Origin of the sequence: Streptomyces lasiicapitis, from assembly GCF_014646335.1 — a bacterium.
Lineage (GTDB): Bacteria > Actinomycetota > Actinomycetes > Streptomycetales > Streptomycetaceae > Streptomyces > Streptomyces lasiicapitis.
This window is the reverse complement of record NZ_BMNG01000004.1, coordinates 644,493-671,492: the sequence shown is the minus strand read 5'-3', so window position 1 is coordinate 671,492 and position 27,000 is coordinate 644,493. Positions and strand designations below refer to the sequence as shown.

At 70.8% G+C, this 27,000-nt stretch carries 28 protein-coding genes and 3 pseudogenes; 22 read left to right on the top strand and 9 right to left on the bottom strand.

Annotation, left to right across the window (positions count from 1 at the left end):
* A pseudogene (locus IEY91_RS11600) lies at positions 1-438 on the top strand (hypothetical protein); the annotation flags it as partial.
* A 306-nt stretch (positions 439-744) separates the two neighbouring features.
* Here IEY91_RS11600 and IEY91_RS11595 read toward each other — a convergent pair.
* Positions 745-1,599 carry a hypothetical protein gene (locus IEY91_RS11595; protein WP_189173843.1) on the bottom strand — a complete coding sequence of 285 codons (855 nt, stop codon included), beginning with the start codon at positions 1,597-1,599 and terminating at the stop codon, positions 745-747.
* A 270-nt stretch (positions 1,600-1,869) separates the two neighbouring features.
* Here IEY91_RS11595 and IEY91_RS11590 point away from each other — a divergent pair, with 270 nt between their 5' ends.
* The 3 genes and pseudogenes from IEY91_RS11590 (at position 1,870) to IEY91_RS11580 (ending at position 3,997) form a co-directional block, all read left to right on the top strand.
* Positions 1,870-2,442: a DUF5994 family protein gene (locus tag IEY91_RS11590; protein ID WP_164327089.1), complete on the top strand. Its 573-nt coding sequence runs from the start codon at positions 1,870-1,872 to the stop codon at positions 2,440-2,442.
* 6 nt (positions 2,443-2,448) lie between these two features.
* Positions 2,449-2,727 (top strand): hypothetical protein, encoded by a 279-nt coding sequence (locus IEY91_RS11585; protein WP_189173842.1) that lies wholly within the window; start codon positions 2,449-2,451, stop codon positions 2,725-2,727.
* A 300-nt stretch (positions 2,728-3,027) separates the two neighbouring features.
* Positions 3,028-3,997: pseudogene (locus IEY91_RS11580) on the top strand (acyl-CoA desaturase).
* A 41-nt stretch (positions 3,998-4,038) separates the two neighbouring features.
* Here the strand turns inward: IEY91_RS11580 and IEY91_RS11575 are convergent.
* Positions 4,039-4,209 carry a hypothetical protein gene (locus IEY91_RS11575; RefSeq protein ID WP_164327088.1) on the bottom strand — a complete coding sequence of 57 codons (171 nt, stop codon included), beginning with the start codon at positions 4,207-4,209 and terminating at the stop codon, positions 4,039-4,041.
* 278 nt (positions 4,210-4,487) lie between these two features.
* On the opposite strand from IEY91_RS11575, the gene IEY91_RS11570 reads away from it, so the two are divergent.
* The 3 genes from IEY91_RS11570 to IEY91_RS11560 all read left to right on the top strand — a co-directional run bounded on the left by IEY91_RS11570 (position 4,488) and on the right by IEY91_RS11560 (position 6,586).
* Positions 4,488-5,231 (top strand): GAF and ANTAR domain-containing protein, encoded by a 744-nt coding sequence (locus IEY91_RS11570; RefSeq protein WP_164327087.1) that lies wholly within the window; start codon positions 4,488-4,490, stop codon positions 5,229-5,231.
* A 76-nt stretch (positions 5,232-5,307) separates the two neighbouring features.
* Entirely contained in the window at positions 5,308-6,027 is a 720-nt protein-coding gene (locus IEY91_RS11565) for an ANTAR domain-containing protein (RefSeq protein WP_164327086.1), read from the top strand.
* A gap of 202 nt (positions 6,028-6,229) precedes the next feature.
* Positions 6,230-6,586 carry an STAS domain-containing protein gene (locus IEY91_RS11560; RefSeq protein ID WP_189173841.1) on the top strand — a complete coding sequence of 119 codons (357 nt, stop codon included), beginning with the start codon at positions 6,230-6,232 and terminating at the stop codon, positions 6,584-6,586.
* Between the two features lie 502 nt (positions 6,587-7,088).
* Here the strand turns inward: IEY91_RS11560 and IEY91_RS11555 are convergent.
* From IEY91_RS11555 to IEY91_RS11545, 3 genes are all read right to left on the bottom strand, one after another.
* Complete coding sequence (locus tag IEY91_RS11555; RefSeq protein ID WP_164327084.1) at positions 7,089-7,262, bottom strand: CsbD family protein; 174 nt, start codon at positions 7,260-7,262, stop codon at positions 7,089-7,091.
* Positions 7,263-7,318: 56 nt separating this feature from the next.
* On the bottom strand, positions 7,319-7,474 hold the full coding sequence (locus IEY91_RS11550; protein WP_189173840.1) for a hydrophobic protein: 156 nt from the start codon (positions 7,472-7,474) through the stop codon (positions 7,319-7,321).
* A gap of 144 nt (positions 7,475-7,618) precedes the next feature.
* Positions 7,619-7,795: a hypothetical protein gene (locus tag IEY91_RS11545; protein ID WP_164316744.1), complete on the bottom strand. Its 177-nt coding sequence runs from the start codon at positions 7,793-7,795 to the stop codon at positions 7,619-7,621.
* A 384-nt stretch (positions 7,796-8,179) separates the two neighbouring features.
* On the opposite strand from IEY91_RS11545, the gene IEY91_RS11540 reads away from it, so the two are divergent.
* Entirely contained in the window at positions 8,180-8,449 is a 270-nt protein-coding gene (locus IEY91_RS11540) for a hypothetical protein (RefSeq protein WP_164327082.1), read from the top strand.
* A 109-nt stretch (positions 8,450-8,558) separates the two neighbouring features.
* A complete protein-coding gene (locus IEY91_RS11535) occupies positions 8,559-8,915 on the top strand; it encodes a PRC-barrel domain-containing protein (RefSeq protein WP_164327081.1) in 357 nt (118 codons plus the stop codon).
* Positions 8,916-9,381: 466 nt separating this feature from the next.
* Here the strand turns inward: IEY91_RS11535 and IEY91_RS11530 are convergent, their stop codons facing one another.
* Positions 9,382-9,720, bottom strand: coding sequence for a MerR family transcriptional regulator (locus tag IEY91_RS11530; RefSeq protein ID WP_164327080.1), 339 nt, complete (start codon positions 9,718-9,720; stop codon positions 9,382-9,384).
* Between the two features lie 762 nt (positions 9,721-10,482).
* On the opposite strand from IEY91_RS11530, the pseudogene IEY91_RS41740 reads away from it, so the two are divergent.
* Both IEY91_RS41740 and IEY91_RS11525 read left to right on the top strand, forming a co-directional pair.
* Positions 10,483-10,603: pseudogene (locus tag IEY91_RS41740) on the top strand (ATP-binding protein); the annotation flags it as partial.
* A 1,374-nt stretch (positions 10,604-11,977) separates the two neighbouring features.
* The gene (locus IEY91_RS11525; protein WP_164327079.1) at positions 11,978-12,271 is read left to right on the top strand and encodes a hypothetical protein; all 294 of its coding nucleotides are present in this window, start codon (positions 11,978-11,980) and stop codon (positions 12,269-12,271) included.
* Positions 12,272-12,381: 110 nt separating this feature from the next.
* On the opposite strand, the gene IEY91_RS11520 is transcribed toward IEY91_RS11525, so the two are convergent.
* Positions 12,382-13,059 carry a DUF6585 family protein gene (locus IEY91_RS11520; protein WP_164327078.1) on the bottom strand — a complete coding sequence of 226 codons (678 nt, stop codon included), beginning with the start codon at positions 13,057-13,059 and terminating at the stop codon, positions 12,382-12,384.
* Positions 13,060-13,235: 176 nt separating this feature from the next.
* Here IEY91_RS11520 and IEY91_RS11515 point away from each other — a divergent pair, with 176 nt between their 5' ends.
* From IEY91_RS11515 to hemC, 7 genes are all read left to right on the top strand, one after another.
* Entirely contained in the window at positions 13,236-14,738 is a 1,503-nt protein-coding gene (locus tag IEY91_RS11515; protein ID WP_189173839.1) for an immunity 49 family protein, read from the top strand.
* A 124-nt stretch (positions 14,739-14,862) separates the two neighbouring features.
* The gene (locus IEY91_RS11510; protein ID WP_164327076.1) at positions 14,863-15,333 is read left to right on the top strand and encodes a cation:proton antiporter regulatory subunit; all 471 of its coding nucleotides are present in this window, start codon (positions 14,863-14,865) and stop codon (positions 15,331-15,333) included.
* 4 nt (positions 15,334-15,337) lie between these two features.
* Positions 15,338-16,645, top strand: a complete 1,308-nt coding sequence (locus tag IEY91_RS11505) for a cation:proton antiporter (RefSeq protein ID WP_189173838.1) — start codon at positions 15,338-15,340, stop codon at positions 16,643-16,645.
* 34 nt (positions 16,646-16,679) lie between these two features.
* Positions 16,680-17,129, top strand: coding sequence for a nuclear transport factor 2 family protein (locus tag IEY91_RS11500; RefSeq protein WP_164327074.1), 450 nt, complete (start codon positions 16,680-16,682; stop codon positions 17,127-17,129).
* A 106-nt stretch (positions 17,130-17,235) separates the two neighbouring features.
* Positions 17,236-18,792, top strand: coding sequence for an MFS transporter (locus IEY91_RS11495; protein WP_268240861.1), 1,557 nt, complete (start codon positions 17,236-17,238; stop codon positions 18,790-18,792).
* 66 nt (positions 18,793-18,858) lie between these two features.
* Entirely contained in the window at positions 18,859-20,415 is a 1,557-nt protein-coding gene (locus IEY91_RS11490; RefSeq protein ID WP_189173837.1) for an MFS transporter, read from the top strand.
* Positions 20,416-20,562: 147 nt separating this feature from the next.
* On the top strand, positions 20,563-21,498 hold the full coding sequence (hemC, locus tag IEY91_RS11485) for a hydroxymethylbilane synthase (protein ID WP_189173836.1): 936 nt from the start codon (positions 20,563-20,565) through the stop codon (positions 21,496-21,498).
* Positions 21,499-21,541: 43 nt separating this feature from the next.
* On the opposite strand, the gene IEY91_RS11480 is transcribed toward hemC, so the two are convergent.
* Positions 21,542-21,940 (bottom strand): hypothetical protein, encoded by a 399-nt coding sequence (locus tag IEY91_RS11480; protein WP_164327071.1) that lies wholly within the window; start codon positions 21,938-21,940, stop codon positions 21,542-21,544.
* Positions 21,941-22,200: 260 nt separating this feature from the next.
* Here IEY91_RS11480 and IEY91_RS11475 point away from each other — a divergent pair, with 260 nt between their 5' ends.
* Genes IEY91_RS11475 through IEY91_RS11460 form a run of 4 tightly spaced genes read left to right on the top strand, consistent with a single transcriptional unit; the run spans position 22,201 to position 25,951 of the window.
* A complete protein-coding gene (locus tag IEY91_RS11475; RefSeq protein WP_229696869.1) occupies positions 22,201-23,022 on the top strand; it encodes an ABC transporter ATP-binding protein in 822 nt (273 codons plus the stop codon).
* On the top strand, positions 23,019-23,810 hold the full coding sequence (locus tag IEY91_RS11470; protein ID WP_189173835.1) for an ABC transporter permease: 792 nt from the start codon (positions 23,019-23,021) through the stop codon (positions 23,808-23,810). Before IEY91_RS11475 ends, IEY91_RS11470 begins: the two co-directional genes overlap by 4 nt.
* A gap of 17 nt (positions 23,811-23,827) precedes the next feature.
* On the top strand, positions 23,828-25,294 hold the full coding sequence (locus tag IEY91_RS11465; RefSeq protein ID WP_189173834.1) for a sensor histidine kinase: 1,467 nt from the start codon (positions 23,828-23,830) through the stop codon (positions 25,292-25,294).
* 12 nt (positions 25,295-25,306) lie between these two features.
* Positions 25,307-25,951, top strand: a complete 645-nt coding sequence (locus tag IEY91_RS11460; protein ID WP_164327067.1) for a response regulator transcription factor — start codon at positions 25,307-25,309, stop codon at positions 25,949-25,951.
* 32 nt (positions 25,952-25,983) lie between these two features.
* Here the strand turns inward: IEY91_RS11460 and IEY91_RS11455 are convergent, their stop codons facing one another.
* Positions 25,984-26,814, bottom strand: a complete 831-nt coding sequence (locus IEY91_RS11455; RefSeq protein WP_189173833.1) for a hypothetical protein — start codon at positions 26,812-26,814, stop codon at positions 25,984-25,986.
* Between the last annotated feature and the right edge of the window lie 186 nt (positions 26,815-27,000).

Sequence of the window (27,000 nt, the reverse complement as noted above, 5' to 3'; positions counted from 1 at the left end):
ATCCGCATCCTTCCCTGGCCCTCCGCCGCCGCCATCGGCCTGGGCCTCCTGGACGCCCTCGCCACCGACCGCCGCAAACCCCTCTGGAACGAGAACGGCAAGGAACTCAAGCCCCAGCTCTTTCCCCACCAGCTCTCCGAATGGCTCGGTCTGTCCCTGGCCACCGAAGGCCGCGCCGCCCACCTTCTCTTCCCCCACATCACCCCTGCCACCACCCCGGCCAAGACTGACGACAGCCGAGCTCCAAGCGCGGAGGACTTCTTCACCGCAGCCACTGAGGACCGCTACGCAGACGTCTTCGAACTCCTGCCCAGCGAACAACTCATCCCCAAGCGCGCCCTCGACCTACTGAGCCACCTGCCCCACCACAGCATCACCCTGTCCCACGACGTAAAGGACAACACGGCCTTCCTCACCGAACTCCTCGCCGCGCCCTGAGCCGCCGGACCCATCGGACACGCCCTAGCCGGGAGGCTTCAGGCAGAAGCGGGCGTAGTAGTAAAAGGCTCGGGTGTCCTCCGACGTGAAATGGCCGCCCGTCAGAAAGCCCGCGATTGCCGTGGCCTTCTCCTGAATGCCCTTCGTGTACTGGTACCAACTGATAGTTGCGTTCCAGGAACCGGCGACCCAGCGCGAGGTTGAGAAGCCTCGCCGTCGAGACCCTTGTCGTCGCTCGCATGTGGGCCGACGCCCCCACTCGCATCTTCCACAAGTAGAAGGTTGAGAAGGAACCTTCCGTCTGACCTACTCCTCGCCTGTCCCTGACACCGTGAGCTCGTAGAAGAACGGCGACGGCTTGCCGATCCCCGCACGCTCCAAGAACAAGCCCTCGTAGTGCTGCAGCAACTCCATGCCGTAAGCGTGCTCCGGGCCGATCTGCTCCTCTGCGAAGCTGCCGAGGAGCAGATCTGACCAGCCGCTTGCAGCTGACCACACCAACACGTGCGACGGCGCAAAGTACATCCACACGGCGTCGATGCCCTCTGGCGGATCGAGCGGCGCCAGCGCCTGCGATATCAGCGGCTGGAAGCACTCCACGTACGGCCGGTCGAGAAAGTGCGACACGATGAACGCCACCCTCGCCCGGTCGGGCGAGGACTTGTTCCGCAGCTGTCCGGCAGCCTTACCGATCACGGCGGCGGATGCCTCGATGACGTTGTTCGCGGGCACTGCCTTCGCCAGATGCGCCGGCGGCTGTTCCTCCCCCCGTTCCATGGCCCGGGTGGTCGCTGGAAGGTATTTCTCCCGAAACGTCCCGGGTATCGACTTCACCTCGAAGTCGGCGAACTCGGCGTCGTCCCGCCCAAGCAGCGTCTTACGGCGCAGGTGAAGCCCGTCGGATGCCTTCAGGTCGAACGTCAGATCCACGCCCCCGTCGACGTCGACCGCGACGGGAACCGCCTGGAGATACGCGGTCGCCAGCATCGCCGCCAGGTGCTCCCCTGAGGCCAGCTTCATGGCGTGCAAGGTCTCGGTCGGCAGATGCTGCGCGAGTACTGCCGTCGCCGCGTCCATCACGTCATAGCTGATGGCCACGGCCTTGGTGCCGACGGAGGCGTCGAGACTCCTGGCGATGTCGTCGTCGATGCTGTCGCTCATGGACCCCGAGTGTGGCAGCACGCCGACACCGCCCACGATGGATTTGACGGGTTTTCTCAACTACCCGCCCTCTGACTCAGGTTGGAGAGGGCTCACTGCCCTACGGGCAGGTACGCCCTCAGAACGGAACGGTCAGACAGCCGTGGTCGGGGCCGCCGCAGGAGTACTCTGGGCCTATCGAGGGCATTTCTTGACCGGCTTCCTTGCCGGTATCTCTCTCGGTGCCATAGCACCGGGCCGGCACGCCAGGTCCGGGGACGGGTTGACACCATGACGGTGATCACCGAACGTGCCCCGCCAGCCACACCGCTCGCCAAGACCTCCGGCCACCCGCCGGTCAGGCTCTCCCTCAAGCCCCCAGGCCCGCAGGGCGGGCTGCTCGACGGCGCCTGGTGGCCGCGCTCCCGGGACCTCGCCCGTGAACTTCCCGCGCTGATCGAGCTGTTGGACCCGCAGTGGGCCCGCATCACACGCGTCACGGTCAACCCGACGTACTGGCCGGTCGTACCGCGCAAGGTCCCCGTCAACGGCCATGTGGTCAAAGTGGGCTGGTTCCGCGCCGAGCAGGACCCGCACCAACTCCTGCTGCTCTCCTACCGCATCGGTCGCTGGGACCTGCTGATCATCCCGCCGGAGACCGATGCGGCAGCCGCCGCACGGCTCATGGCCGCCGCCTGCGATCCGCGGACCCTCCGAACGGGCAGCGCTCTCATCGCCGACGAGCTGGACCATCACCTCGTAGCCCCGGCCGAGGCGGCCCCGCCGGGCCGCACGCAGGCAGAGGCGTGGGGGGCAGAGGGCGGCGCCATGGCCGCACCTGTCGGCACAACCGGTGGGAGGTGACGGGTCATGGACACCGTCATCACCGTCGCCGTCGTACTCGCGATGATCGCCCTGGGAGCATTCGTGATCCATCTCCTCAGTGGACAGCACGCCGAACGAATCGCACTGCACCAGTACAGCCGTCGCCTTCCCGGTCGTCGTGGCGCCCGCAGCGCGACGCGGCCGCAGTCCTTCATCACCGCACCAGCCGCCGTCCGGGCCCGCCGCGACCACCGGGACGGGGGCCGCGGACGCCTCCGCCCACGGCGCAGGACCAACAGAGCCGCGAAGGGCCGAGGGGCATGACCGGGCATCGGGCGACGCAGCTCGGCAGGTCGCACGGTTCCTCAGCCGGTTCTTCGCCCGCGACGAGCCCGACAGCTACCCCACGGGCAGTGAAGGAGGCGGCACCTGCCTCCACCTGACAGTGGACACCCTGCCCACCCAGGCGCCGGACCCGGCCCTCATGGCCTCGCTCACCGGCAGCCGTTCACAGGCACGCCGCACCTACGTCGTCAAACCGGCCTGACCCCGGGCCGACTCTCACGAAATGCCTGGCCCCTGACCCCGGCCTTCCCCTTCAGGCCGAGGCCAAAGGAGCCTTGCATGTCCGCCAGTCCCACCCTTTCCCAAGCCCTCGCCTCGCCGCGCGACGTCACCACACCCCAGAGGTACGACGGAACAGCCCCCTTCCCCGACGACGACTCCCCGGCACCGACGCGCGGCGGCGGCGACCGGCTGTACGTGACGGTGACGGCGCTGATCGTCGTCCTCCCCTTCGTCGCGCTCGGCCTGGCCGGCTGGCTACTGTGGGGAAGGCTCATCCAGCCCACTGACATCGTGCTTGCCCTCGCCCTGTATGTGATCACGGGGCTCGGCGTCACGGTCGGATTCCACCGCGGCCTGACCCACGGCGGGTACCGGGCCGCCCGCCCCGTGCGGATCGTGCTCGCGGTGGCCGGATCGATGAGCTTCCAGGGCGACGTGATCGGCTGGGTCGCCACGCACCGCCGCCATCACGCCTTCACCGACCGGCCCGGTGACCCGCACTCCCCGTACCGCTACGGCACGCATCTGCGCGGTCAGTTGCGCGGCCTCGCCCACTCCCACGTCGGCTGGCCCGGCCCTGTGCGTACTCACCCTGGTCCTCCCCTTCACGCTCGGCTGGGCGATCGGCGGCACCTGGGTCCACGCGACGACCGCCCTGCTGTGGGCGGGCCTTGTGCGCATCGCGCTGCTCCACCACGTGACCTGGAGCGTCAACTCCCTGTGCCACGTGATCGGACGGCGCCCCTTCCGCACGCGGCGCCACGACAGGGCCACCAACTTGTGGCCGCTGGCCCTGCTCTCCCTCGGTGAGAGCTGGCACAACCTCCACCACGCCGACCCCACGTGTGCCCGGCACGGCGTCGACCGCGGACAGATCGACCCCTCCGCCGCCGTCATCCGCCTACTCGAACGCCTCGGCTGGGTACGGGACGTGCGCTGGCCCACCCCGGACCGCATCGCGGCCCGTCGTACCCACCAGTCCGCCGACACCCGGACACGGGCAGAAGAACCCGTCGGGACAGGTTGAGGACCGCCGCCCTCCGGCTCCCAGTACCTGCGCCGTAGGACTCACTTGCCGTCGAAAATCCGGGCACGCTCACGCCTGAGCTCGTAGTTCTCGTCAAGCAGCCGGTGGGTTTCCTCAATCAGTGCACGAGCCGTCCACCGCAGTTCAAAGGCGCGCTCGCAAGCATCCGCCAGTTGCGCTCGCAGGGCGCTGCGCCATGCTTCCGCAGCCACGAGGAGCACCTTCCCGAATCTGGCGCCGGCATGCGTCGGCCACCGGCCCGTGCCGCCCCAACCGGCAGGCGGACGCTGTTGCTTGAAGTGGACGAAACCACTCGTCGGACGAAGGACGCCCTCGGGACTTTGGCGGTCGGGATCCGACTCGTGGCCACCCAGGAGCACTTCGGAGGTGACCTGGCAAAGGCGGGCCAAGAGGACGACACTGGGCAACGGCAGGCGCGTCTCAGCCTGTAGGAAGGTGCCCCCGGATCACTCTTGGAGGTGAGTGGGGCATGCCTGAGCTTCCACGTGAGGAGCAGTTGGCGGCCGCGTTCGTCGACCTCGCCGACACCTTGGTGCAGGACTTCGACGTCATCGGATTCCTGCATTCGCTCGCCGAGCACTGCGTGGCTCTGCTGGATGTGGCGGCAGCCGGGGTCCTGCTCGCCACTCCTAGCGGCCAGTTGGTGGACGCCGCGGCCTCGGACGAGCGCACCCGCCAGTTGGAACTGGCCAGCATCGAATGGGGCGAGGGCCCATGCCGGGACTGCTTCCGGACCAAGAAGCAGATTCCCGACGCACCACTGGCAACGCAGTCGGCCATGATGCGGTGGCCCCGGTTCGCGCCGCGGGCCGTGGAACTCGGCTTCAGCTCGGTCGTGGCGGCCCCACTCCGGCTGCACGACCAGGTGATCGGGGCCCTGAACCTCTTCCGGGACCGACCCGGACCATTGGCCGACTCCCAGGTGCGGCTGGGGCAGACGCCGGCCGACACCGCCACCATCGGCGTCCTACAACAGCGGGCGGTGAGTGAGCAGATGACGGTGACCGCACAACTGCAGTCCGCCCTGGACAGCCGCGTCATCATCGAGCAGGCCAAGGGCTATCTGGCGAACCGCCGCGGCACCGGCGTCGAGGAGGCGTTCACCCTCATGCGCCGCTACGCACGCGATCACCGGACGCGACTCACCGAGATCGCCCGCCAGATCTTGCAGGGCACAGCCGACACATCGCTTCTCACCCGGCGCGATCAGTGAAGCGTCCGCCCATCGGCACTGACTGGTGGGCCGACGGTCGGCTGATCTGCACCGGGCCCGGAAGGGGGCAGCTTCGGTGACCCATCCGGCGCTGGCCGACTATCTGCGCACCCTCAGCTCCCACACAGGGACCGGCATGGGGCCCCTGCCCCTCGGCGCCTGCGCCGACATGCTGGGCCTGGACGGTCTCGGCCTGCTCCTGGCCCCCGGCGGCAGGTCGGCCGAACTGGTGCAGTCCTACGGCGAGCGCACCCTCGCGCTGGAGGATCTGCAGCAAGTCCAGGGCCAAGGACCAAGCCTGGACTCCGCCCGCCACGGGGCACTGATGCTGCTGCCCGACGTGGCCGACGCCCCCACATTCGCCACCGACCGCTGGCCCGGCCTGCTGGGCGCCATCGAAGCCCTGAACGTACACGCCGTGTTCTCCTTCCCCCTGCGCATCGGGATCATCGCGCTCGGCGCGCTCACCGGTCACCGCACCCGGCCCGGCCCGATGTCCACCGCTCAACTGACCGATGCCTTCGGCCTGTCCGACACCATCGCCCAGATCACCATCGCCACCGCCACTCGCGCCGAACTGCCCGCCACCCCACTGCTGGACGAGCCCGGTCTCTACTTCTCCGAGGTCCACCAGGCCACCGGCATGCTCGCGGACCAGTTGGACACCGACTGCGACCACGCCCTCATCCGACTGCGCGGCCACGCCTTCAGCCATGGCCGGCCTCTCTTGGATGTCACCCGTGACGTACTGGCCCGCCGGCTCCGCCTGGACGACAACACAGACGGCCCGCTCTGACGTGTCCGATGCAATGCCGCTCTGCAGGGGAGCACCTCCAGGGTGCCCAGTCCCGTCGCCGCATAGCAGCCGGGCCGCACGCCCGCAGCTGTTCTGCACAACCCGTCAGGTGATCAGCACAGTCAGCTACCTTGAAATGCCGACCCAGATCCCGTTGGTCACCCGTCCTGACGGACATCCGCCTTCGGAGAAGAGGGTCGCCATGACCCCGACCCCTGCAACGGTCTGCGTGAAGGAAGTCCGCCCCCACGGAACCTGCACCCTCGTGGTCCTGTGCGGCGAAATCGACATCCACACCGCTCCCGGCATCACCTTGCGCCTTGACGCTCTCACCTACACCGGCGGCGCCGACCTCCTGATCGACCTGCGTGCGGTCGAGTTCATGGACTGCACCGGCGCCTGGCTCTTCGACCGCACCAGGGCCCGGACCAGCGGCCGCCTGCGGCTGATCTGCACCCGCCCCGCAACCCTGCACCTGCTCAACCACCCACGACTACGACTGGGCTTCGACATCCTGGACCAACTGCCCGCACCCATAGCACCGCAGGCTGCGGCCTGACCGGCGCGAAATCCCCCTGGGCTTACTCGCCCAGCGCAACTACGCTCACCAAGCGGCCCCGGACCCTGGTCGACCGTGCGCCTCCCGCCGCCGGGCCCTCCCGCCCCAGCGCCTCGGTCGAGGCAACCCGGCCGCGGCTCCATGGGGAGTGGGGTCGCAGGCCGGGCCCATGGCAGTCCACACACGCGTCCCCCGAGTTCACGCTTGGGCGACTTCACGTCCCCGTCATGCCGAGCGATGGCCCGCTCGTACTCGGAGCCGAAGTGCCGCTTGGGGCTGCACCTGCCGCCTCCGGGCACCGGGGTGTGTCCGATGAGGAGGAGGATTCCCACTCCGATGACGATCACAGCGATGATCACGACGGTGAACATGGCTGCCTTCTCCGGCTCAGGCTCCGTTGACTGCTCTGCTGCAATCCCATCAGCCTCTTTTGAGTTGTGTCCTGCTTGGTGCCTGCCGGGTGGCGTCCACGCGGCGTGAGTGCCACCCGGGGCGTTGTTGGTCAGCGGCGGAAGGCGTCCCTGGCCTTGTCGATGGACTGCTTCAGGTTTCCGGAGGCCTGGTCGGCCCGGCCTTCCCGCTGCAGCCGCCGGTTCCGGGTCTTCCGGCCAAGGCGCTCGGTGATCCGGCCCTTGGCCGCCTGTGCTTTGTTCCTGATCCTGCGTCCAGCATTCATGGCTGTCCCCGCTTTGTACCGGGTGGGTGGGCGTGGCGCCGTGCTGTCTGTGGCGGCTACGGGCGGGACCGGGCCCTGCCGCGGCCGTGCCTGAAGAAGCCGACAATCCAGGCGACCAGCAGTACCGCTGCGACGTACCAGAGGGCCTGCATGGCGAAGCCGAACCCGAAGATCACCAGGATCAGCAGAAGGAGAAGAATCCACAAGAGCATGGCCGAGCCTCCAGCATCACGCGGAGATGTTCCTGGTTTCCGCGGGGTCTGGGCGAAGCGGGAAGGCGGAATGCGTCGACCGAACGGTCCGGAGCGGCATGGCCCTACGTCGTGCCGTCAGTCAACGCCCGGTGGTGGCCCCTGTCAACGGCCGTTGGGCGGCGTGGGGGTGGACGCTGGGCGTGGGGCTGTTGAGGTCACCGGAGTCATGACGGGGGCGGCCTCCGGGGCGGCCGGTGGCAGGATGCGGTCCTCCCACCAGGACAGGCCCAGCACGGTGGCGAGCAGGACGAAGGGAACGAGAGCGACCAGCGCATACATGAATACCGCCTGCTGTGGGTCGCGTGCAGTGAGACGGGCACAGCAGAGATGCCCGTACGGGGCGCATCGGGCCTGGGGCGGGAGTGCTGCTGAGGCGGTGAAGGCAAGGGCGGCAACGCACGCGTGATGCGGCGGGCAGCCGGCTCCGAAGCGCGGGGCGCGCCCTCTCAGGGGCGCGACAACCAATCGACGTTGCCTGGGACCGGGGCGACAGGGCGCACGCTAGTGGCGGTCTCACTTCCTCAAAAGGCGTCAAGTGGCCATCTGCGCCGAAGCAACGCGCGCCGCGCCAAGGCATATCCACGACCGTATGGCAGGACTACGCTGACAAGCGAGGCCCCAGTCCCTGGCAGCGAGGTCCCGTTCCGCCCGGGGAGGCCCACCGTGATCGTCTTGTTCGCCATCCTCATCGTGGCCCTGTTCGGCTTCGGCTTCCTCAATCCCCTGTGGTGGGCGGCCGCGGCCGTGCTGATCTTCGTGGCCGTGCACTACGGCCGGAGCGGTGCGGGGAGCCGGGGCCAGGGCGGCAATCTCGACTACCGCAACTACCGGGCGTACCGGGACCGCCAGGAGCGCTGGGACCGCCGCTACCGACGGCAGCACCAGGCACGCTGGAGGCGCCAGGACCGCAAGGACGAGCAACACCACCGGTGACCGTCCCGCTTCCGGTGTGTCCGACGACGAGTCCGGCTGATGGCCCCGACACCACGCGATGGTGGCCACCACGCATCAACCACGGGGAGCATCCAGACAGGGGAAGGCCATGATCCAAACAGCCGACGTGCGTGAGTGGCGCGACCGGAACGTCGTCGACACCGAAGGGCACAAGATCGGCGTACTTGAAGCCGTCTATGTCGACACCAGCACCGACGAACCGGCCATGGCCACGGTGCGGACCGGCCTGCCGACCCGCCACCGGCTGCTCTTCGTCCCCCTCGACGAAGCGATCGCGGGACCCGGCTACCTCAAGGTGCGCTACGCGAAGTCTCTCGTACGAGCGGCCCCCTCGATCGACACCGACGGCGTGCTCCCCGCCGAGCAGGAAGCGGCCGTCTTCCAACACTACGGCCTGACCTACCAGGCGGGCGCGGGCGGCGAACGGCAACTCGCTCGCCGCTGACCCACGCCACTGTGCTGCGCGGTGGGACATCGTGACACCACCTCCAGCACCCGAACAGAGATGGACGAAAGGTGCCGCGACCCGGCGCTCCGCAGGAAACCAAACACTGTCCACCGCAGGGCGAGCGGGCTTCCCCAGCTCCCCCCTTTCCGAAGCCCTCGCCCCGCCGCACGACGTCACCACGTCCCAGAGGCAACCCGGCAGCGGCCCTATGGGGAGTGGGCCCGCAGGCCGGGCCCACGGCAGTCCGCGCACAGCCCAATCTTCGGCGCCGGTTCGTCATCGGTCCGGCCTGCATCGTGGCCGAGCAAGCCCACGCCCAGCACGTTGTATGCGGCAGTGAGCCGTGACCACCGCGTGACGGCGCAGGTCAGCATGTCGTCATCGATGGCCTTCGGGCGTCGGCCATGGCTGCCGCAGCATGCACAGCCGGGAGCCACGGCGAAGTCAGGGGAAGTTGCGGCTCTCAGCCCGCGGTCGTCGGGTTCTCCGTTTCGGCGGCGCGGCGGTATTCGGCGTTGATGCGCTGGGCTTCTTCGAGCTGGTCTTCGAGGATGATGATGCGGCAGGCGGCCTCGACGGGGGTGCCCTGGTCGACGAGTTCCCGGGCGCGGGCGGCGATGCGCAACTGGTAGCGGGAGTAGCGGCGGTGGCCGCCCGCGGAGCGCAGCGGGGTGATGAGGCGGGCTTCGCCGATGGCGCGGAGGAAGCCCTGGGTGGTGCCGAGCATTTCGGCGGCCCGGCCCATCGTGTAGGCGGGGTAGTCGTCGTCATCGAGACGGCCGAACGAGTCGTCTGCTGTCACTTGCACCTCTCTGTGGAACGCGTCGAGGGGCCCTGGTGCCGTACGGCACCAGGGCCCCGAAGGAACTGCTACACCATCTGCCGGCCCTAGTACTGCGCCGACTTCCTGTTTCCGCATGCCCGACCGAGATGCTGTCGGGGACGCAGGGATCGCGGTTGCTTGACCGGAGACCACCTCACTATCGATGTCCTGCGGTACCCGGGCTCAGCCTTCTGCCCGGGCGATCCTGATGGCGCTCGGCTCCTCCGTCTCTTCCCTCTGGGATCAATCACTTACCTAGCGGGCACTGCTGGTACTGCTCTCCTGCGTACTGCTGGTGATGCGAACTGCTCAGCGGCCTGTGACAGCGCCACTCTTCGGCAGCCAGCCCCGTCGCCCGTCCTGCGTTTGCTCTGGCTTAGAACCCCACTGCCGAACTTCCCGGTGCGCGCGTCCGCAGCCGACGCCTTCACCGAGGTGCTGCTCACTGACTTCACTGCTGGGTACTGCGAACTGCACTTACCGAACTGCTACTGCGTGAACTGCGGTCCTGCGCACTGCAACTGCGGGTACTGCTGCCCGGCAGTTCGTCTCTGCCGGGCCTTGCTCGATCTCGGCTACGAGAGAAACCATAACCACGCCACAACCCAATGTCTACTCTGGCCAATATAGATTTTCGCGTGTTCGAAGGTGAGGTAATCGACCTCGAACAGCCGTGGCGGGCGGGCGCAAGGCCGTCACCGCCGGGATACGGGCCGCAGGCCGGGGCACGCAACATCCGTCGGCGGCACCTCCACCCTGGAGCTGACTGCGCACCCGGACAGCATCGAGGTGGCCGTGCACGACCACAGCCCGCAGGCCGTGCGCTTGCGCCCCCGACCTGAACACTGGCCGCCGGGGTGGTTCCCGATCCGGGGCGGGCCAAGACGGACACCGTCGTCGCAGACGATGTCCATGACGTGATCACCGGCCATCTGGCCGGGAGGGTGCGCGCCACGGGCAAGCCGTACGGTTCGTCCTTCGCCGTTCACTTCGTCGTCGAGAACGGACTGATCACCGGCTTCCCCACTTCGAGGACAGGCTCGCCATCGCCGTAGCCTGCATCCCCTGAGCAGAGCCCGGCCCTTGCCGCCGCGGGGCGCCCGGGATGTACTCCGCTGGTAGCTCCCAGGGCCGTCACGATCGCGGTTCAGGCGCAGAGGGCAGCCCAGGGGCCCCAGCCGATGCGTGAGCGGACGGCGCCCCACGCCCCGGTACAGCGTGGATCACGCGCCACCGTGTATGTGTCCTGACCAGGGAAGTCCAGACAGAGGAGGACCGCCCGGACTCATCGGGACGGCCCTATCCAGGACTTTTGATCCGTTGGTCGCCGTCTGGCCCCGCGAGGCCGGCGACCCTGATCGTTCCACGCTGGTCGCCCCGCCGAGGCGGCCCACGACCTCCACCGCCTGTTGGAGTCCATTGGCGCCTGGTAGCCGTTTGAGGGAAGGCTGGTCGTTGACCGAAATATTGATCCGGCATCCCACCACTGTTACCGCGCGCAAACTTGCGCAAGCAACAGAGCCGGAAGGGGCCGACGTCACCACGAGCGACCGCCCTTGGGAGAAATCTGGGAGATGATCTTCTCCTGGAGCCCTTGCGGCACCCCGCCACACCAACCGAGACCAACAGTCTGACCTGCACAGATATCAAGCACGGCCGGTAGTGATCTTGACCGAACCTCATTTCGGGACGAAGAGGTCGTGGGTTCAAATCCCGCCACCCCGATAGTGTGGCGAGGCGTACGCTGGCATGTGGCTCCGGCAAGGGCGTGTACCCGTCAGTGCGCGCCGATCACCTCCCCGCGGAGGCCGAAGGTGAGGCCCTTGCTGAGCGATATTGACGGTTCGCGGGTGTCGATAGCCTCGAGCTGGCGCTGAGCGGCGGCGGTGAAGACGGCTCGCGCGCCCGGGGCGCGTACCTAGGAGGCTGACCGAGCCTCTCTCGCTCTCTCCCGTTCTGTACCACTAGCTCAATCAAGGCCAGAACCCGGACCATATGCGGACCGCGCGCCCGGGAGACATCGCAAAAGACCGCCGACGCGGCGCGTCCGACGTCGTCCACCGCGGGCACTGGGGCCGGCACGCGGGGCCCTACGGGTGACCCGCCGTCACCTCGCCCGGCCAGGGGCGGTTACGCGTTGCGGCAGCGCGCCTCGAGAGTGTCCGACCGATGGCACTCCGACGGTCCGGCCGTCGCATCTCCCGCGGGCGCGCGCCGTACGAAAGGGAATCCGCACGTGAAGATCGCCAAGGCCGCTGCCGGTGTCGTAGGTGTCGCTCTCGCTGTGGGGGCCGTGTCCCCCGCTGTCGCCGCCCCCGAGCCGCGCGGCACGGACAAGCAGCTCATGGACTCCGACAGGCTCAGCACGAAGGCCCTCAAGAACCCGATCGAGGACCTCGGCGTCGCCGCGACCGTCCGGCCCCTGGCCAAGACCGCCGACCGGCTCGAGGCCGGCCGGATCACCACGACCCACGTCACCGGCGCGGCCACGACCCTCAGCAAGGTCGCCGACGTCGCGGGCCTCCACTAGCCGGTCGCGGGCCTCCACTAGCCGGCGGCGGTCACAGGCAGTCGCTGAGAAGGGCCGGGCGCTCCCGCCCAGCCCTTCAGCCGACCCGCTCAGTCCTACAGCCGACCCGCTCAGCCCTTCAACCGGTCCGCCAGGGCGAGGAGCAGGTGCAGGTTGGCGACCTTGGGGATCGCGCAGCTCAGCACGCCGCGGTTGGCGGCGTTGTTGAAGGTCAGGCTGCCGTGCATGACCTCGGCGGCGGCCACCTCCGTCCAGGGCACGGACTTCCTCTTGACCGAGACGCTGTGTCGGTCGAAGGAGACTCCTCCGTACGTCAACGTCTCGCCCCGCTGCAGCCGTTCGAGCGCCGCGTTACCCTGGGCGCGCAGCACGCCCTTCTGGATCTCCGGGCCCCACTGGCCCTCGTACACGACGAAGGGACCGCGCGTGTGCGAGTTCACGCCCACGCCGGGCAGGTCGCGCTTGAACAGGCCGTTGCCGCCGCGGCCGACCGACAGGGCGACTCCGTCCGCGCCGACGAGCATGTAGGTGGCGTCCTGCGTCATGCCGTTGAGGGTGGACAGGTTCTGGTGGACGCTTGTGGTCTCCCAGCGGAACACCCACTCGCGGCTGTCGGGGTCGGTGACGACAAGGCCCTCTTCGTAGAGGTGGAGCCGCGCGTCGCCCCACTGTTTGCCCGTGAGGCCCGCGCGGTTTCCGGCGCCCATCCGCCAACGGCCCAGGCGGGCCTGTTCCGCAAGGGCGGCCACCCGGCCTTCGGGTGCGGGTATTGGTTCGCGTTCAGCCATGTATGCCCCCGTGTGTCAGTCTCTTTGTCAGTCGCACTGTCAGCCACCGCGCCGGTCATCGCGTCGGTCACCGCGTCAGTCGCGGCCACTATGACGATCAACCCGGGCCGCCTGGTTGCGCGGGCGCACCACCCCCGTGTCGGCTCCTCGCGGGCGGGGATCGTAGGGTCGCGGGGATGAACCACTTTGACGACGCCTCAGGTGGCGAGAGTGCCGAGGAACTGCTCCGGGGCGTGCACGCGCGGCTGCTGCCCACCGACTCGCTGAGCCCGGAGATCGTGGCGGCCATGAGCTACGCGCGCGTCGTGGCCGACGGTCTCGTGTTCGCGTACGCCCTCGACCTGCCCACCAGCGTGCGGATCCTCACCGACGCCGATGTGGAGCGGGCCGGTCTCGAGGAGTTGGGCAAGGCGGCGTACGCGAACCTGATGCGCGCGCCCGTCGAGCACGACGAAGTGCCGCGCGAGGGCGGGGCGTTGCTGCACTCCGTGTACGGCGATTCCCACTTCGTCGCGAGCAAGGCGCTGTTCCTGTCCGAGCTGGCCAAGCAGGTCACCGGCGAGCCGCTGCCGGCCGCCGGGGCCCTCGTCGTCGTACCGACCCGGCACCTGCTGGCCTTCCACCCGCTGACGGACGGGTCGGTGGCCCACGCCGTCAACGACCTCGCCGCGTACGCACTCGGCGCCTTCGAGGACGGGCCGGGCGCGCTGTCCCCGCGGGTCTACTGGTGGCACCGGGGCGGCCTGACGTGCCTCACGGTCATCGACCACGACACCCGCACCTTCTCGCTGCGGCCGCCGCCGGAGCTGCTCAACCTGATGAGGGGCCTGGTCCGCCTCGACGGGGCCGGGCGGCTCGCCACCCGCACCGCCGCCGCCCATGTCCCGGGCACCGCCGAACTCACCCGCGCCACGGCCGAGGGGATAGCCGGCCTCGCCGAGAATCCCGCCGGTCTCGGCGACGCCTTCGCGACGGCGCTCTCCCTCGCCCACGCGCACTGCGCCACCGACCCCCACGTGTCCGACATCGACACCTGGGACGCCTGGGCCACCGCCGTGCAGCTCGGCTCCGCGCTGTTCACCGGCGCGCGGCAGCAGGAGTGCCACCTGGGCGAGGACCTCGTACGCACGCTCCCCGCCGTCCCCGCGGCGCCGCCGGCGGACGCCCGTGCCTGGCTCGACGCCTTCTACCTCGCGCTCGTCTGCCGCCAGCAGGAGCGGGCCGACCGTCTCGCACAGGTGCCGCTGGAGGTGCTGCGGCAGGACGACTCCGTCGACGCGTACGTCCTGCACTGGATCGACGCGCTCCAGAGCTTCTGGAGCCGGCACCCCATGGACGACATCGTGGCCAAGCTCTCCGCCGCCATCGAGGCGTCCATGCCCCAGTCGCTCGCCCACACCCCGCACGACTACGCGGACCGGATCGACTACCAGGCCATCGCGCTCTTCCACCGGCTGATCACCCGCGAGCACGACGCCTTCGGCGATGCCCTCGCCGAAGCTGTCGCGCACCACGGCGGGTACTGGGGCGACTCGGGGGCGCCGCGCGCCCGTGTGGCGCTCGGCCCGCTCGCGATGGCCTGCCTGGCGTACGACTTCGACTTCCCCGTCGCCACGAAGCAGCCGCACCTGCCCGTGTACCTCCTCAACCGGGAGCGGATCGAGACGATCCCCGGCTGAGGTCGCACACCACCAAGGAACTGAGGCCGCACACCACCAAGTATTAGTAAAATCTGGACCGATAGGGTGGCATGTGCACGAAGTCGCCCATCAGTACCAGGGGAGAGCTGTGTCAGCTCCACGAATGAGCCGAACGCCACTGCCAGGCATCGGTATGCGCTACGACCTCACCACGCGGGAACAGCAACGCCTTTCCGTCGTGGCGCACCGGGACGGCGGGCGCACGATCAGCGCGTACCGCTCCGACGACCCGGACGCCTGCGCGCTCTCCCTGCGGCTGTCCTCCGGCGAGGCGGCCGCGCTGGTGGACGCGCTGCTGCCGACGCACCAGAGCCCCAACCTGCTGCACACCACCGACCTCGGTCTCGTCGCCGAGCGGATCGAGGTCGCGGGGTCCTCGCACTGGAACGGGCGCGTGCTCGGCGATACGCGGCTGCGCACCGAGACCGGGACCTCGGTGGTGGCGGTCCTGCGGCGGGCCGACGCCATCCCCTCGCCCGCGCCGGACTTCCGGCTCGCGGGCGGGGACACCCTCATCGTGATCGGCACCCGGGAAGGCGTCGAGAGCGCCGCGGCGATACTCGGCCGGGAGTGATCGCGTGCACTCTGCCGTCCTGCTCATAGAGTTCGGCGCGATCATCCTCGCGCTCGGGCTGCTCGGCCGGTTCGCCGGCCGCTTCCAGTTCTCGCCCATACCGCTGTACCTCCTTGCCGGGCTCGCGTTCGGGACGGGCGGAATCCTTCCGCTCGGGACCAGCGAGGAGTTCGTGGCCATCGGCGCCGAGATCGGCGTCATCCTGCTGCTGTTGATGCTCGGGCTCGAATACACGGCCAGCGATCTCGTCAGCAACCTCAAGACCCAGTACCCGGCCGGGATCGTGGACTGCGCGCTCAACGCGCTGCCGGGCGCCGCGGCCGCGCTCCTGATGGGGTGGGGTCCGGTGGCCGCCGTCGTACTCGCCGGAGTCACCTGGATCTCGTCCTCCGGCGTCATCGCGAAGGTCCTCGGCGACCTGGGACGCCTCGGCAACCGCGAGACGCCGGTCATCCTGAGCATCCTCGTCCTCGAAGACCTGGCCATGGCCGTCTATCTGCCCATCATCACCGCGCTGTTGGCGGGCGTCGGCTGGGCCGCGGGCAGCCTGACGCTCGCGATCGCGCTGGGCGCGGCGGGGGCGGTGCTGTTCGTCGCGGTGCGCTACGGGCGACTGATCTCGCGGTTCGTGTCGAGCGACGATCCGGAGAAACTGCTGCTGGTCGTGCTCGGCCTCACCATCCTGGTCGCGGGCATCGCGCAGCAGCTCCAGGTGTCCGCGGCGGTCGGGGCGTTCCTCGTCGGCATCGCGCTGTCCGGTGAGGCGGCGGAAGGCGCGCACAGTCTCCTCGCGCCGCTGCGGGACCTGTTCGCCGCCGTGTTCTTCGTCTTCTTCGGCCTGCACACCGATCCGGCGAGCATTCCCCCGGTCCTGCTGCCCGCGCTCGCCCTCGCCGCCGTCACCGCGTGCACGAAGGTCGCCACCGGTTACTGGGCGGCGCGGCGGGCCGGGATCTCCGTCAAGGGGCGCTGGCGGGCCGGTGGCGCGCTGGTGGCGCGCGGCGAGTTCTCCATCGTGATCGCGGGCCTCGCGGTGACGTCGGGCATCGAGCCCCGCCTCGGCCCGCTGGCGACTGCGTACGTACTGATCCTGGTCGTGGCCGGGCCGCTCACCGCCCGCTATGCGGAGCCGGTCGCGGCGCTGGTCGGACGGATGTCCCGGCGACGGGATGTCGGGGAGCCCGAGGCCCGGGACCCGAAAGCCCCGGCTGCCGAGGCCCGGGCCGCCGGTGAGCCCGAAGCGCAGCCTCTGGAGCCCTCCCTTACCTCCAAGGTCATCGACAGCGACGGCACCCAGCCGCGAGAGTCGTGATCATTCGCACCGCAGCACCACGGAGGTAACCGTCATGCCCGAAGCAACGCAGGACACCAGGTCGGCCACGACCCGCGCCGTCGTCATGGAGCTGCTCGGCCGCATCGGAGCGGGCGACACCGCCCGCGTCGCCGAGATGTACGCCGAGCACGTCGACTGGAAGCTGAACTGGCCGGAGGCCGAGCACGGGCGGGCCGCGACGCCGTGGATCCGGCACCGGACGCGCGGCGACGAGGCCGCCCAGCACTACGGCGGGATCGCCGGGCACCATGTGCCGGAGGCGGCGGACACCCAGGTCGAGCGGATCCTGGTCGACGGCGCGGACGCCGTGGTCACGGGCGAGATACGGCAGACCGCCAAGGCCACCGGGCGGGCCTACAGCGCGCGCTTCGCCCTGCACCTGACCGTCGAGGACGGCCTGGTCACCCGGCACCACGTGTACGAGGACTCCCTCGCGGTGGCGCAGGCCTTCGACGGAGCGTGACCCCGGGCCTGATCCCGGGCGTGATCCGCCCAGGTCGCGGGCGCCGAGCGGGGCGCTTAGCGTGTGACAGGGGTTGCCTGTCGAGGCGGGGGGTCTGGAGGTCACCATGGACCGCTCGCCCGGCTCCGAGGGCGTACCGGAGGGCATACCGCAGCCGCTGTCACAGCCGGCCCCCTCCGCCGAAGCCCCTCCCCCGCCGCCCGCCGCCCAGCACACCGGCGGCAAGCACGAGCACCGCTGGCTGATCCTCGCGGTCATCGCCACCGCGCAGCTCATGGTGGTCCTGGACGCGACGATCGTGAACATCGCGCTGCCGTCGGCGCAGCAGGACCTGGGCTTCACCGACGGCAACAGGCAGTGGGTCGTGACCGCGTACGCGCTCGCCTTCGGCAGCCTGCTGCTGCTCGGCGGGCGCATCGCGGACCTGGTGGGCCGCAAGGCGGTCTTCCTGGCGGGGCTCGCCGGGTTCGCGCTGGCCTCCGCGCTCGGCGGCGCGGCGACCAGCTTCGGGATGCTGGTGATCGCCCGCGCGCTGCAGGGCCTGTTCGGCGCGCTCCTCGCGCCCGCCGCGCTCTCCCTGCTCAGCACCACGTTCACGGACCCGCGCGAGCGCGCGAAGGCGTTCGGCATCTACGGCGCGGTGGCGGGCTCGGGCGCCGCGGTCGGGCTGCTGCTCGGCGGCGTACTCACGGAGTATCTGGACTGGCGCTGGTGCCTGTACGTGAACCTCGCCTTCGCGGCGGCCGCGATGATCGGCGGCGCGCGCCTGCTGCACCCGGGGGCGCCGGAGGACCGGCCCAAACTCGACGTGCCGGGCACGCTGTTGGTGTCGGCCGGTCTGTTCTGCATCGTCTACGGCTTCGCCAACGCCGAGACCCACGACTGGGGCGACCCGCTGACGTGGGGGTTCCTCGTCATCGGCGTCGTACTCGTGACGGCCTTCGCCTGGTGGCAGACCCGGGCCTCGCATCCACTGCTTCCGCTGCGGGTGGTGCTCGACCGGGACCGGGGCGCGTCGTTCCTGGCGATGTTCATCTCCGGTGCGGGCATGTTCGGCGTGTTCCTGTTCCTGACGTACTACATGCAGCAGATCCTCGGCTACACGCCCATCAAGACGGGTCTCGCCTTCATCCCGATGGTCGCGGTGTTGATCGTGATCTCCGTGCTGACCACCAACGTCCTCGTACCGCGCTTCGGCGCGAAACCGGTCGTGCCGCTCGGCATGGGGCTCTCGGCGGCCGGGATGGTGTGGCTGACGGCACTCGACACCACCAGCGGTTACGCCTTGCACGTGCTGCCGCCGCTGCTCGTCTTCGGGCTCGGGCTCGGCCTCATCTTCGCCCCGGCGATGAGCATGGCCACCTCGGGCGTCGCCGCGCACGACGCGGGTGTGGCGTCCGCGATGGTCAACACCACCCAACAGGTGGGCGGTTCGATCGGTACGGCACTCCTCAACACCCTCGCCACGAGCGCCGCCGCCAACTACCTCGTCGGCAAGCGGCCGACGCCCGAGGTGCAGGCCCAGGCCCAGGTCCAGAGCTACGAGACGGCGTACTGGTGGTCGGCCCTCTTCTTCGCCGTCGGGTGCGCCATTACGGTCGTGCTGTACCGCAAGGGGCGGCCCGCCGACAGTCACTTGGGCGGCGGCGCGACCCACATGTAGGCCGGTCCGTCGCGCGAGTGGGCCGGTCCGTCGCGCGGGCGCTTCGGCCAGGAGGGCGGTGAATCCGTGACGACGTCCCCCGGCGACGCGGGCGGCGAGGACGCCGACGGCGGTGTCACCCTGGCCTCCGCGCGCGGCCGCTGGGTACTGACCAGCGCGGTCCTCGCCTCCGGCATGGCGATGCTCGACGGCACGGTGGTCAACGTCGCCCTGCCCACCCTCGGCCGTGACCTCGACGCGTCGATCGCCTCCCTCCAGTGGGTCGTCAACGCCTACATGCTCACGCTGTCCGCGCTGCTGCTCCTCGGCGGTGCGCTCGGTGACCGCATCGGGCGGCGGCGCACGCTCGTCATCGGCGTGGTGTGGTTCGCGCTCGCCTCCGCGCTGTGCGGGCTCGCGCAGGACTCGGGCACGCTGATCGCCGCGCGGGCGCTGCAGGGCGTGGGCGGCGCGCTGCTCACGCCGGGCTCGCTGGCGCTTGTGCGCTCCTCGTTCCGCACGCGGGACCAGGCCAAGGCGGTGGGCGCGTGGTCGGGGCTCGGCGGGGTGGCGGGCGCGATCGGGCCGTTCCTCGGCGGCTGGCTGATCGACGGGCCCGGCTGGCGGTGGATCTTCCTCATCAATGTGCCGCTGGCCGCCCTTGTCCTGTTCGCGGTACGGCACGTGCCGGAGAGCAAGGGCGAGAGCGCCGTCGGGCAGCGGTTCGACGTGCCGGGCGCGGTGCTCGCGGCGCTGTTCCTCGCGGGCGTGAGCTTCGCGCTGATCGGCGCGTCCGGCGACTCCTCGTTCGTGGCGGCGCTGCTTCCGGGCCTCGCCGGGCTCGCGGCGGGCGCGGTGTTCCTGCTCGTCGAGCACCGCCGCAGCAATCCGATGCTGCCGCTCGAACTGTTCCGCTCCGGCCTGTTCTCGGCCGCGAACGTCATGACGCTGTGTCTGTACGCGGCCATCGGCGGCATCCTGTTCATGCTGCCCGTGCAGTTGCAGACGACGCTCGGCTACGACGCGCTGCAGGCCGGCACGGCGACGCTGCCGATCACCGTCATGATGCTGCTGCTCTCGGCACCGGCGGGCGACCTGGCCCGCAGGATCGGGCCGCGCCTGCCGCTGTGCGCGGGCCCGCTCATCGCCGCCGCGGGCGCCGTGCTGATGCTGCGGATCGGCCCCGGAGCCTCGTACGTCGCCGACGTGCTGCCCGCCGTCGTCGTGCTCGGCCTCGGCATGAGCGTGTTCGTGGCGCCGCTCACCGCGACCGTGCTCGCGTCGGTGGACGCGTCCCGCGCCGGTCTCGCCAGCGGCGTGAACAACACCGCGGCCCGCATCGCCTCGCTCTTGGTCATCGCCGCACTTCCGCTCGCGGTCGGCTTGACGGGCACCGCGTACACGGATCCGGTCGCGCTCGACTCCGCCTTCGGGAAGGCGGCCTGGGGCTGCGCGGGACTGTTCGTCCTGGCGGGCCTCGCGGCCTTCGCGTTCATCCGGCCGCGGCCCTCGGACTGGCACGGCGAGGCGGGCAACAACCCCCACTGCACGTCCAACATGGCGGTGACATCGCCGCCGCTGGAGCCGGGTGCGTGCGGCGGGGACGACGCCGCCGGGGTGCGCCGGGCACGACGTGCGAGCTGACCCGGCGGGGCGCACACGCCGACAGGGCCGCAGTGCGCACGGAGTATCCCAGGCCCGTGTCCGCGCCATCAACCTCTCTGCGCGGTAACCCAGTTGGCGCAGGGTCCGATGCGGTTCACTCCACCGCGAGGGCCTATCGTGTACGCCATGTCCGCTCCCGAGCTGATCCGCATCGTCTCCCGCTCATCGCCCATGGCCCTCGCCCAGGTGGAGCGCGTACGCACCGAACTCGCCGCCCTGCACCCGGGCATCCGCACCGAGGTCCTGCCGGTGACCACCTCCGGCGACCGCTGGATGGGCGACCTGGCCAAGCTCGGCGGGAAGGGCGCGTTCACCAAGGAGGTCGACGCGGCGCTGCTCGCCGGGGAGGCGGACCTCGCGGTGCACTGCGTCAAGGACGTGCCGGCGGACCGGCCGCTGCCCGCGGGCACCACGTTCGCGGCGTTCCTCAAGCGCGACGACATCCGTGACGCCCTCATCGACCCCGCGGGCCGCACGCTGGACGAGCTGCCCCCCGGCACCCGCATCGGCACGTCGTCGGTGCGCCGCATCGCACAGCTCGCCGCGTCCCACCCGCACCTGAACTGCGTACCGATGCGCGGCAACGCGGGCCGCCGGCTCGCGAAGCTGGCCGGGGGCGAGGCGGACGCGCTGCTGCTCGCCGTGTCCGGCCTGGAGCGGATCGGCGCGACCGAGCACATCTCCGAGGTGCTGTCCGTCGAGACGATGTGCCCGCCGATCGGCGCCGGGGTCCTGGCGCTGCAGTGCCGCGAGGACGACGCCGCCACCATCGACACCGTGAGCGGCCTCGGCGACCGCGACGCCTGGCGCGAGGCCACCGCCGAGCGCATGTTCCTGCACGTGCTCCAGGGGCACTGCAACTCGCCGATCGCGGGCTACGCCCGCAGCGAGCCCAGCGGTGATCTGTCGCTGCGCGCCCGGGTGTTCACGCCCGACGGCAAGACCGTCCTCAACGCCCACGAGTGGGCGGGCCCGCTCGACCCGGCGACCCTCGGCACGTCCGTGGCGGTGACGCTGCTGCGGCAGGGGGCGCGGGAGCTGATCGACTCGATCGCGCACTGAGCCGGGCCCCCCGGCGTGGGATCGGCACGCCCGGGGGCCCGGCTCAGCGGATCGGCCGGAACGAGTAGTAGTAGTGGGACCGGTCGTTCCAGGAGAAGCCCGGGTCCACCAGCGCGGTCGCGCCGCCGACGCAGTCGCTGCTGGGCCACAGATGGACCCTCTTGCTGGTCATGTTGGTGCCCCTGACGGATCCGGCCGAGCTCATGTTGTAGCAGCGGCCGACCTCGGGGCTGAACTCGATGCCGCGGCGCCCGGCGTCGTCGTAGTACTCGAAGTAGCAGGTCCCGCCGCCCGGCGGTGGGCAGGCCGGCTCCATGATTCCGGGCTCCGCCGTGGCCCGCGCGCTCGAACGCGCTCCGCCGCCCGTCTGGGACAGGCCGGTCAGGCCGATGGCCAGCGCGCAGGTCAGGGCGATGCGCAGGGCGTTCCGTCGGTACGACATGGGGCTTCTCCTCGGTCTCGGTGCGAGTGTCTCCGGTCGGTCCCGGTGCGGATGTCTCCGGATCGTCGCGCCTGAGCCCCGCTCGGCGACATCACCCACACGGGCAGGAGCGGAGCACAGAGGGCTCATTGCGCCGGAGCGTGGGGGAAAACCCCCAGGTCAGTCGGAGGAAAGCAGCGTTCCGACGGGTGCGGTGGCGGTCCTAGCGTGAGGTGTGTTGATCACGCCGGGTACGCACCGGGCTGGGAGCGGGAGTTGTCATGATCGAGGTCCAAGGGCTGACCAAACGGTACGGGCCCACCACCGCCGTGGAAGCGCTGAGTTTCGAGGTACGGCCCGGGGCCGTGACGGGTTTCCTCGGCCCGAACGGCTCGGGCAAGTCGACCACCATGCGCATGATCATGGGTCTCGACCGGCCCGACGAGGGCAAGGCACTGGTCGCGGGGCGCCGGTACGGCGAACTGCGCTGGCCGCTGCGTGAGGTGGGGGCGCTGCTTGAGGCGCGGACGTTCCACCCGGGGCGCAGTGCGCGGGCGCATCTGACCGCGCTCGCCGCGGGGGGCGGCATCCGGCCCGCGCGGGTGGACGAGGTGCTCGCCGCCGTCGGCCTGAGCGGTGTCGCAGGGCGGCGCGCGGGGACGTACTCGCTCGGCATGGCCCAGCGCCTGGGGATCGCGGCCGCGCTGCTCGGCGATCCCGGGGTGCTGCTGTTCGACGAGCCGGTGAACGGGCTCGACCCCGAGGGTGTGCGCTGGATCCGGGAGCTGATGAAGTCGCTGGCCGCGGAGGGCCGCACGGTGCTCCTGTCCAGCCACCTCATCAGCGAAATGGCGCTCACCGCCGACCACTTGGTGGTGATCGGGCAGGGGCGCCTGCTCGCGGACACGACCGTGCGGGAGCTCACCACGCGGGGGCGCTCCCTCGAGGAGGCGTTCTTCGCCCTGACGGGCGCGAGCGCCGACTACCGGGGCGCCGCCCACCCCACGTACCGAGGCGCCACGGCCGACCACCAAGGCACTGCGGCCGACCACCACGAAGTCGCGTCCGCCATCGACGCCGCGCCGGAGAGGAACGACCGATGACCGCCGTCACCGCCACCGCGCCCACCGGACACCACGGCTTCGCGCACGCCGCCCGCATGGAGTGGATCAAGCTGCGCAGCCTGCGCTCCACGGCGTGGGCACTGCTGCTCACCGTCGCGGGCATGGTCGCCATCGGTGTCGTCACGATGGCGAACACCAAAGTGCCATCGGCCGACAAGGCCGCCGCGTTCGACCCGACGAACAACGTGCTCGCGGGCGTCGCCCTCGGCCAGCTCGTCGTCGGCGTACTGGGCGTCCTGGTCGTCACCGGCGAGTACACCTCCGGCTCCATCCGCTCCACGCTCGCCGCGATCCCCGACCGGCGCACACTGCTCACTGCGAAGGCGGCCGTGTACGGCACGCTCACCCTGCTCGTGGGCGAGGCGGTCGCCCTCGTGACGTTCTTCGCGGGCCGGGCGGCGCTGGCCGACGGCGTGCCGCGACCCGGCATCGGCGATCCGGGCGTGCTGCGGGCGGTGCTCATGTCCGGCGCCTATCTGGGCCTCATCGGCCTCCTGGGCATCGGGATCGGCGCCCTCACCCGGCACACCGCGAGCGCCATCGCCACGCTCGTCGGCGTCACCTTCGTGCTGCCCGCCGTCAACGGCGGCATCTCGGGGCCGACGGTCGCGAAGTTCTTCCCCACGATGATCGCCGGCAATTCCCTGGCCGTCGCCAAGCCCGTATCCGACATGCTCTCGCCCTGGACCGGATTCGCCGTGCTGTGCCTGTACGTCGCCGTGGTGCTCGGCGCGGGCGCGCGGCTGCTGGCCCGCCGCGACGCCTGACAGGGACACTGATGACCATGCACGACAGCTCACCGGCCACCCCGCTCCCGCAAGCCGGCACGGCCAGGACCCGCGCGGCGGCACTCCTGCGCGCCCCGCTCACCCGCCGCGCCTGGGCCGAGGCGGCGTACTGCCTCCTCGCGCTCCCGCTCGGCCTGGCGGGCGGCGTCCTGCTGGCCGTCCTGCTCGCGCTGGGCGCGGGTCTGGCGGTGTCGCTGGTGGGCGCGGTGGTCGGCGCGCTCGTGCTCGTGGGGTGCATGCGTCTCGCGCGGGGGCTCGGCGCGCTGCACCGGGGGCTCGCGGCGGGGCTGCTCGGTGAGCGGGTGCCGGGCCCGGCGGCGCCGCGCCCCGGCTCCGGGGTGTTCGGGCGGCTCGACGCGCGGCTGCGGGACGGGGCCGGGTGGCGGGCGGCCGCGTACGTCATGGTGAAGCTGCCGGTGAGCGCGCTCGGCATGTACGCGGTGCTGTGGTGGCTTACCGGCCTGATCAATCTCACGGCACCGCTGCGGTGGGGCGTCTTCGGGCAGGACGCCGGGTCCGGCGACGTGGGCGGCATGCCCGTCCTGACGCCGATCCCGGCCGGCAGCCTCGAAGTGCACACCTTCGCCGGTACGTTCGCGGCGCTCGCCCTCGGCCTCGCGCTGCTGCTGCTCGCGCCGTGGGCGACGCGGCTGGTCGTGGAGGCCGACCGGCGGCTGCTGCGGGCGCTCCTCGGGCCGAGCCAACTGGCAGACCGCGTGCGGGACTTGGAGGAGACGCGCGCGCTCGCCGTCGACGACTCGGTGGCGCTGCTTCGCCGTGTCGAGCGGGATCTGCACGACGGCGCGCAGGTGCGGCTTGTGGCGGTGGCCATGAGCCTGGACATGATCAAGGAGCGGCTCGGCGAGGCCGGTGACGCAGGGCAGGGCGGGCGGCTGGGCGCGGGCGGCCGGAGCGAAGGCGCCCCGGGCCCCGCCCGTCCGGACCAGGCGCACGACGGCGCCTCACCCCCGTCCCTCGATCTCGCCCGCGTACGCCAACTCGTCGACGTCGCGCACCACAACGCCACCGAAGCCCTCACCGAGCTGCGGGACCTGGCGCGCGGCATCCACCCGCCGGTCCTCGACGACGGCCTGCCCGACGCCCTCGCCACCCTCGCGGCGCGCAGCGCCCTGCCCGTCGAGCTGACCACGGACGTTCCGCGCCGCCCGACGCCCGCCATCGAGACCATCGCGTACTTCTGCGCGGCCGAACTGCTCACCAACGTCATCAAGCACAGCGGCGCCGCACGCGCCACGATCACCGTGACCGAGGAGAGCGAGGGCGGTGTCGGCATACTGCGGCTGCGCGTCACCGACGACGGGCGCGGGGGTGCCGCGGTGGGCCTGGGCAGTGGGCTGACCGGTCTGGTACAGCGGGTGCGGACGGTCGACGGACGGTTGCAGGTGCACAGCCCCGAGGGCGGGCCGACGGTGGTCGCCGTCGAGCTGCCGCTCAGCGCGTGAGAACATGCCGCCATGCGTGTCGTGATCGCTGAGGATGCCGCCGTCCTGCGGGAGTTGCTGGGCCAGATGCTGGTGGAGCGCGGCCATGAGGTGTGCGCGTCCGTCGGTGACGCGGAGGCGCTGCGTGCCGCCGTCGCCGAGCACCGCCCGGACGTCACGGTCGTGGACATCCGGATGCCCCCGTCGCACACCGACGAGGGCCTGCGCGCCGCCATCGACATCCGCCGCGCGTACCCGGGCACGGGCGTGCTGCTCTTCTCCCAGTACGTCGAGACGAAGTACGCCACGCGGCTGCTCGCGGACGGCTCGGCGGGCGTCGGCTATCTGCTCAAGGACCGGGTCGCGAACATCGCGGAGTTCACCGACGCGCTGGCCCGCGTGGCCGGTGGCGGCACCGCCCTCGACCCGGAGGTCGTCACCCAGCTCGCGGGCGCGAGCCGGCGCGCGGCCGAGCTCACGCCGCTGACCGCGCGCGAGCGCCAGGTCCTCTCCCTGATGGCCGAGGGCCGCTCGAACGCGGCGATCGCGCAGGCCCTCGTGGTCTCCGCGGGCACCGTCGAGAAGCATGTGGCCGCGGTCTTCGACAAGCTGGGGCTGCCCGCGTCGCACGACGCGAACCGGCGGGTGCTCGCGGTGCTGCGCTATCTGCGCGACTGACGCGGCGCGCATGCCGGGGGACGCGGCGCGCCTCACTGGATCGCGTCGGAGCCGAGCGCGTCGTCCACCGCCGAGCCGTACAACGAGCCGCCCTCGTCGTCCATGAGGTAGCAGTGGACGGGCTGGTCCCGGGTCCAGGCCAGCTCGGTGACCGTGCGCGCGGTCCACGTCAGGTCGTCCAAGCCCCTGTAGACGGCGGAGAACTCGGCGAAGCTGCGCCGGCACTGTTGCTTGGCGTGCGCCTGGATGACCGCGTCCCCGGGGTAGTCGACGGCCTCGTAGGGGTCGGGGGTGGCGAAGAGTTCGAAGCGGTGGGCGTCCGCGCAGTCCACGACGAGCGCCGAGGTCGCCGAGGACCCTGCCGACGCGCAGTCGCCGATGTCCAGGGCGTCCCATTCGGTCAGGGTGCCCGCGGGCCTGGTGGGCCCGGTGGGGGAATCGGTGTCCGTGGGGGTCTCCGTGCCGGGGCCCGGGTCCGTTTCCGTGTCCGTGGGCGTTCCGGTTTCCGTCACCGTGGCTGTGTCGGTGTCCGTCGGCGTCGACGTGTCCGATGCGTCCGACGTGTGCGTACGGTCGGGGAAGGGACCGATGCCCCACTGCGGCAGCGAGTCCTTGGGGATCACGTCCGCGCTGATCGCGGCGGCGGCCGCCGTGCCCAGGACGAGGACGGTCACGAGGGCGAGGAGGCCGCGTCGTACCCGGCGGCGGCCGCGCGCCTTGCCGCCTCCACGGTCGGCGGGTGCCCCGTCTCCCCAAGGGGGCGCGGACGCGTCAGGGCCGGGGACCCAGGAGTACGGGATCTGGAACTCCCCCGGGTCCCGCGCATAGGGGTCCCCCCGATGTCCCTGGCGCGGCGTGGCCATACGCCGAGGGTGCCAGGTGTCTGTCCCGTTGAGTACAACTCCGAGCGAATTCGGCGAACTTGCCACGGACTGTTGCCCGCCGTGGGTATTTCGCGGGACATTGCGTGGTGCGCCGACTGCGAGGGTTTTGTCGCGGTTCCGGGGGGACTTGGGGTGCTCGCCGGGGGCGGCGCAGGGGGGAGGTCC

Coding starts and splice junctions, on each gene's coding strand:
- IEY91_RS11595 (WP_189173843.1), bottom strand. CDS start 1,599: ATGAGCGACAGCATCGACGACGACATCGCCAGGAGTCTCGACGCCTCC.
- IEY91_RS11590 (WP_164327089.1), top strand. CDS start 1,870: ATGACGGTGATCACCGAACGTGCCCCGCCAGCCACACCGCTCGCCAAG.
- IEY91_RS11585 (WP_189173842.1), top strand. CDS start 2,449: ATGGACACCGTCATCACCGTCGCCGTCGTACTCGCGATGATCGCCCTG.
- IEY91_RS11570 (WP_164327087.1), top strand. CDS start 4,488: ATGCCTGAGCTTCCACGTGAGGAGCAGTTGGCGGCCGCGTTCGTCGAC.
- IEY91_RS11560 (WP_189173841.1), top strand. CDS start 6,230: ATGACCCCGACCCCTGCAACGGTCTGCGTGAAGGAAGTCCGCCCCCAC.
- IEY91_RS11555 (WP_164327084.1), bottom strand. CDS start 7,262: ATGAATGCTGGACGCAGGATCAGGAACAAAGCACAGGCGGCCAAGGGC.
- IEY91_RS11550 (WP_189173840.1), bottom strand. CDS start 7,474: ATGCTCTTGTGGATTCTTCTCCTTCTGCTGATCCTGGTGATCTTCGGG.
- IEY91_RS11545 (WP_164316744.1), bottom strand. CDS start 7,795: ATGTATGCGCTGGTCGCTCTCGTTCCCTTCGTCCTGCTCGCCACCGTG.
- IEY91_RS11535 (WP_164327081.1), top strand. CDS start 8,559: ATGATCCAAACAGCCGACGTGCGTGAGTGGCGCGACCGGAACGTCGTC.
- IEY91_RS11520 (WP_164327078.1), bottom strand. CDS start 13,059: ATGGCTGAACGCGAACCAATACCCGCACCCGAAGGCCGGGTGGCCGCC.
- IEY91_RS11515 (WP_189173839.1), top strand. CDS start 13,236: ATGAACCACTTTGACGACGCCTCAGGTGGCGAGAGTGCCGAGGAACTG.
- IEY91_RS11510 (WP_164327076.1), top strand. CDS start 14,863: ATGAGCCGAACGCCACTGCCAGGCATCGGTATGCGCTACGACCTCACC.
- IEY91_RS11500 (WP_164327074.1), top strand. CDS start 16,680: ATGCCCGAAGCAACGCAGGACACCAGGTCGGCCACGACCCGCGCCGTC.
- IEY91_RS11495 (WP_268240861.1), top strand. CDS start 17,236: ATGGACCGCTCGCCCGGCTCCGAGGGCGTACCGGAGGGCATACCGCAG.
- hemC (WP_189173836.1), top strand. CDS start 20,563: ATGTCCGCTCCCGAGCTGATCCGCATCGTCTCCCGCTCATCGCCCATG.
- IEY91_RS11480 (WP_164327071.1), bottom strand. CDS start 21,940: ATGTCGTACCGACGGAACGCCCTGCGCATCGCCCTGACCTGCGCGCTG.
- IEY91_RS11475 (WP_229696869.1), top strand. CDS start 22,201: ATGATCGAGGTCCAAGGGCTGACCAAACGGTACGGGCCCACCACCGCC.
- IEY91_RS11470 (WP_189173835.1), top strand. CDS start 23,019: ATGACCGCCGTCACCGCCACCGCGCCCACCGGACACCACGGCTTCGCG.
- IEY91_RS11465 (WP_189173834.1), top strand. CDS start 23,828: ATGCACGACAGCTCACCGGCCACCCCGCTCCCGCAAGCCGGCACGGCC.
- IEY91_RS11460 (WP_164327067.1), top strand. CDS start 25,307: ATGCGTGTCGTGATCGCTGAGGATGCCGCCGTCCTGCGGGAGTTGCTG.
- IEY91_RS11455 (WP_189173833.1), bottom strand. CDS start 26,814: ATGGCCACGCCGCGCCAGGGACATCGGGGGGACCCCTATGCGCGGGAC.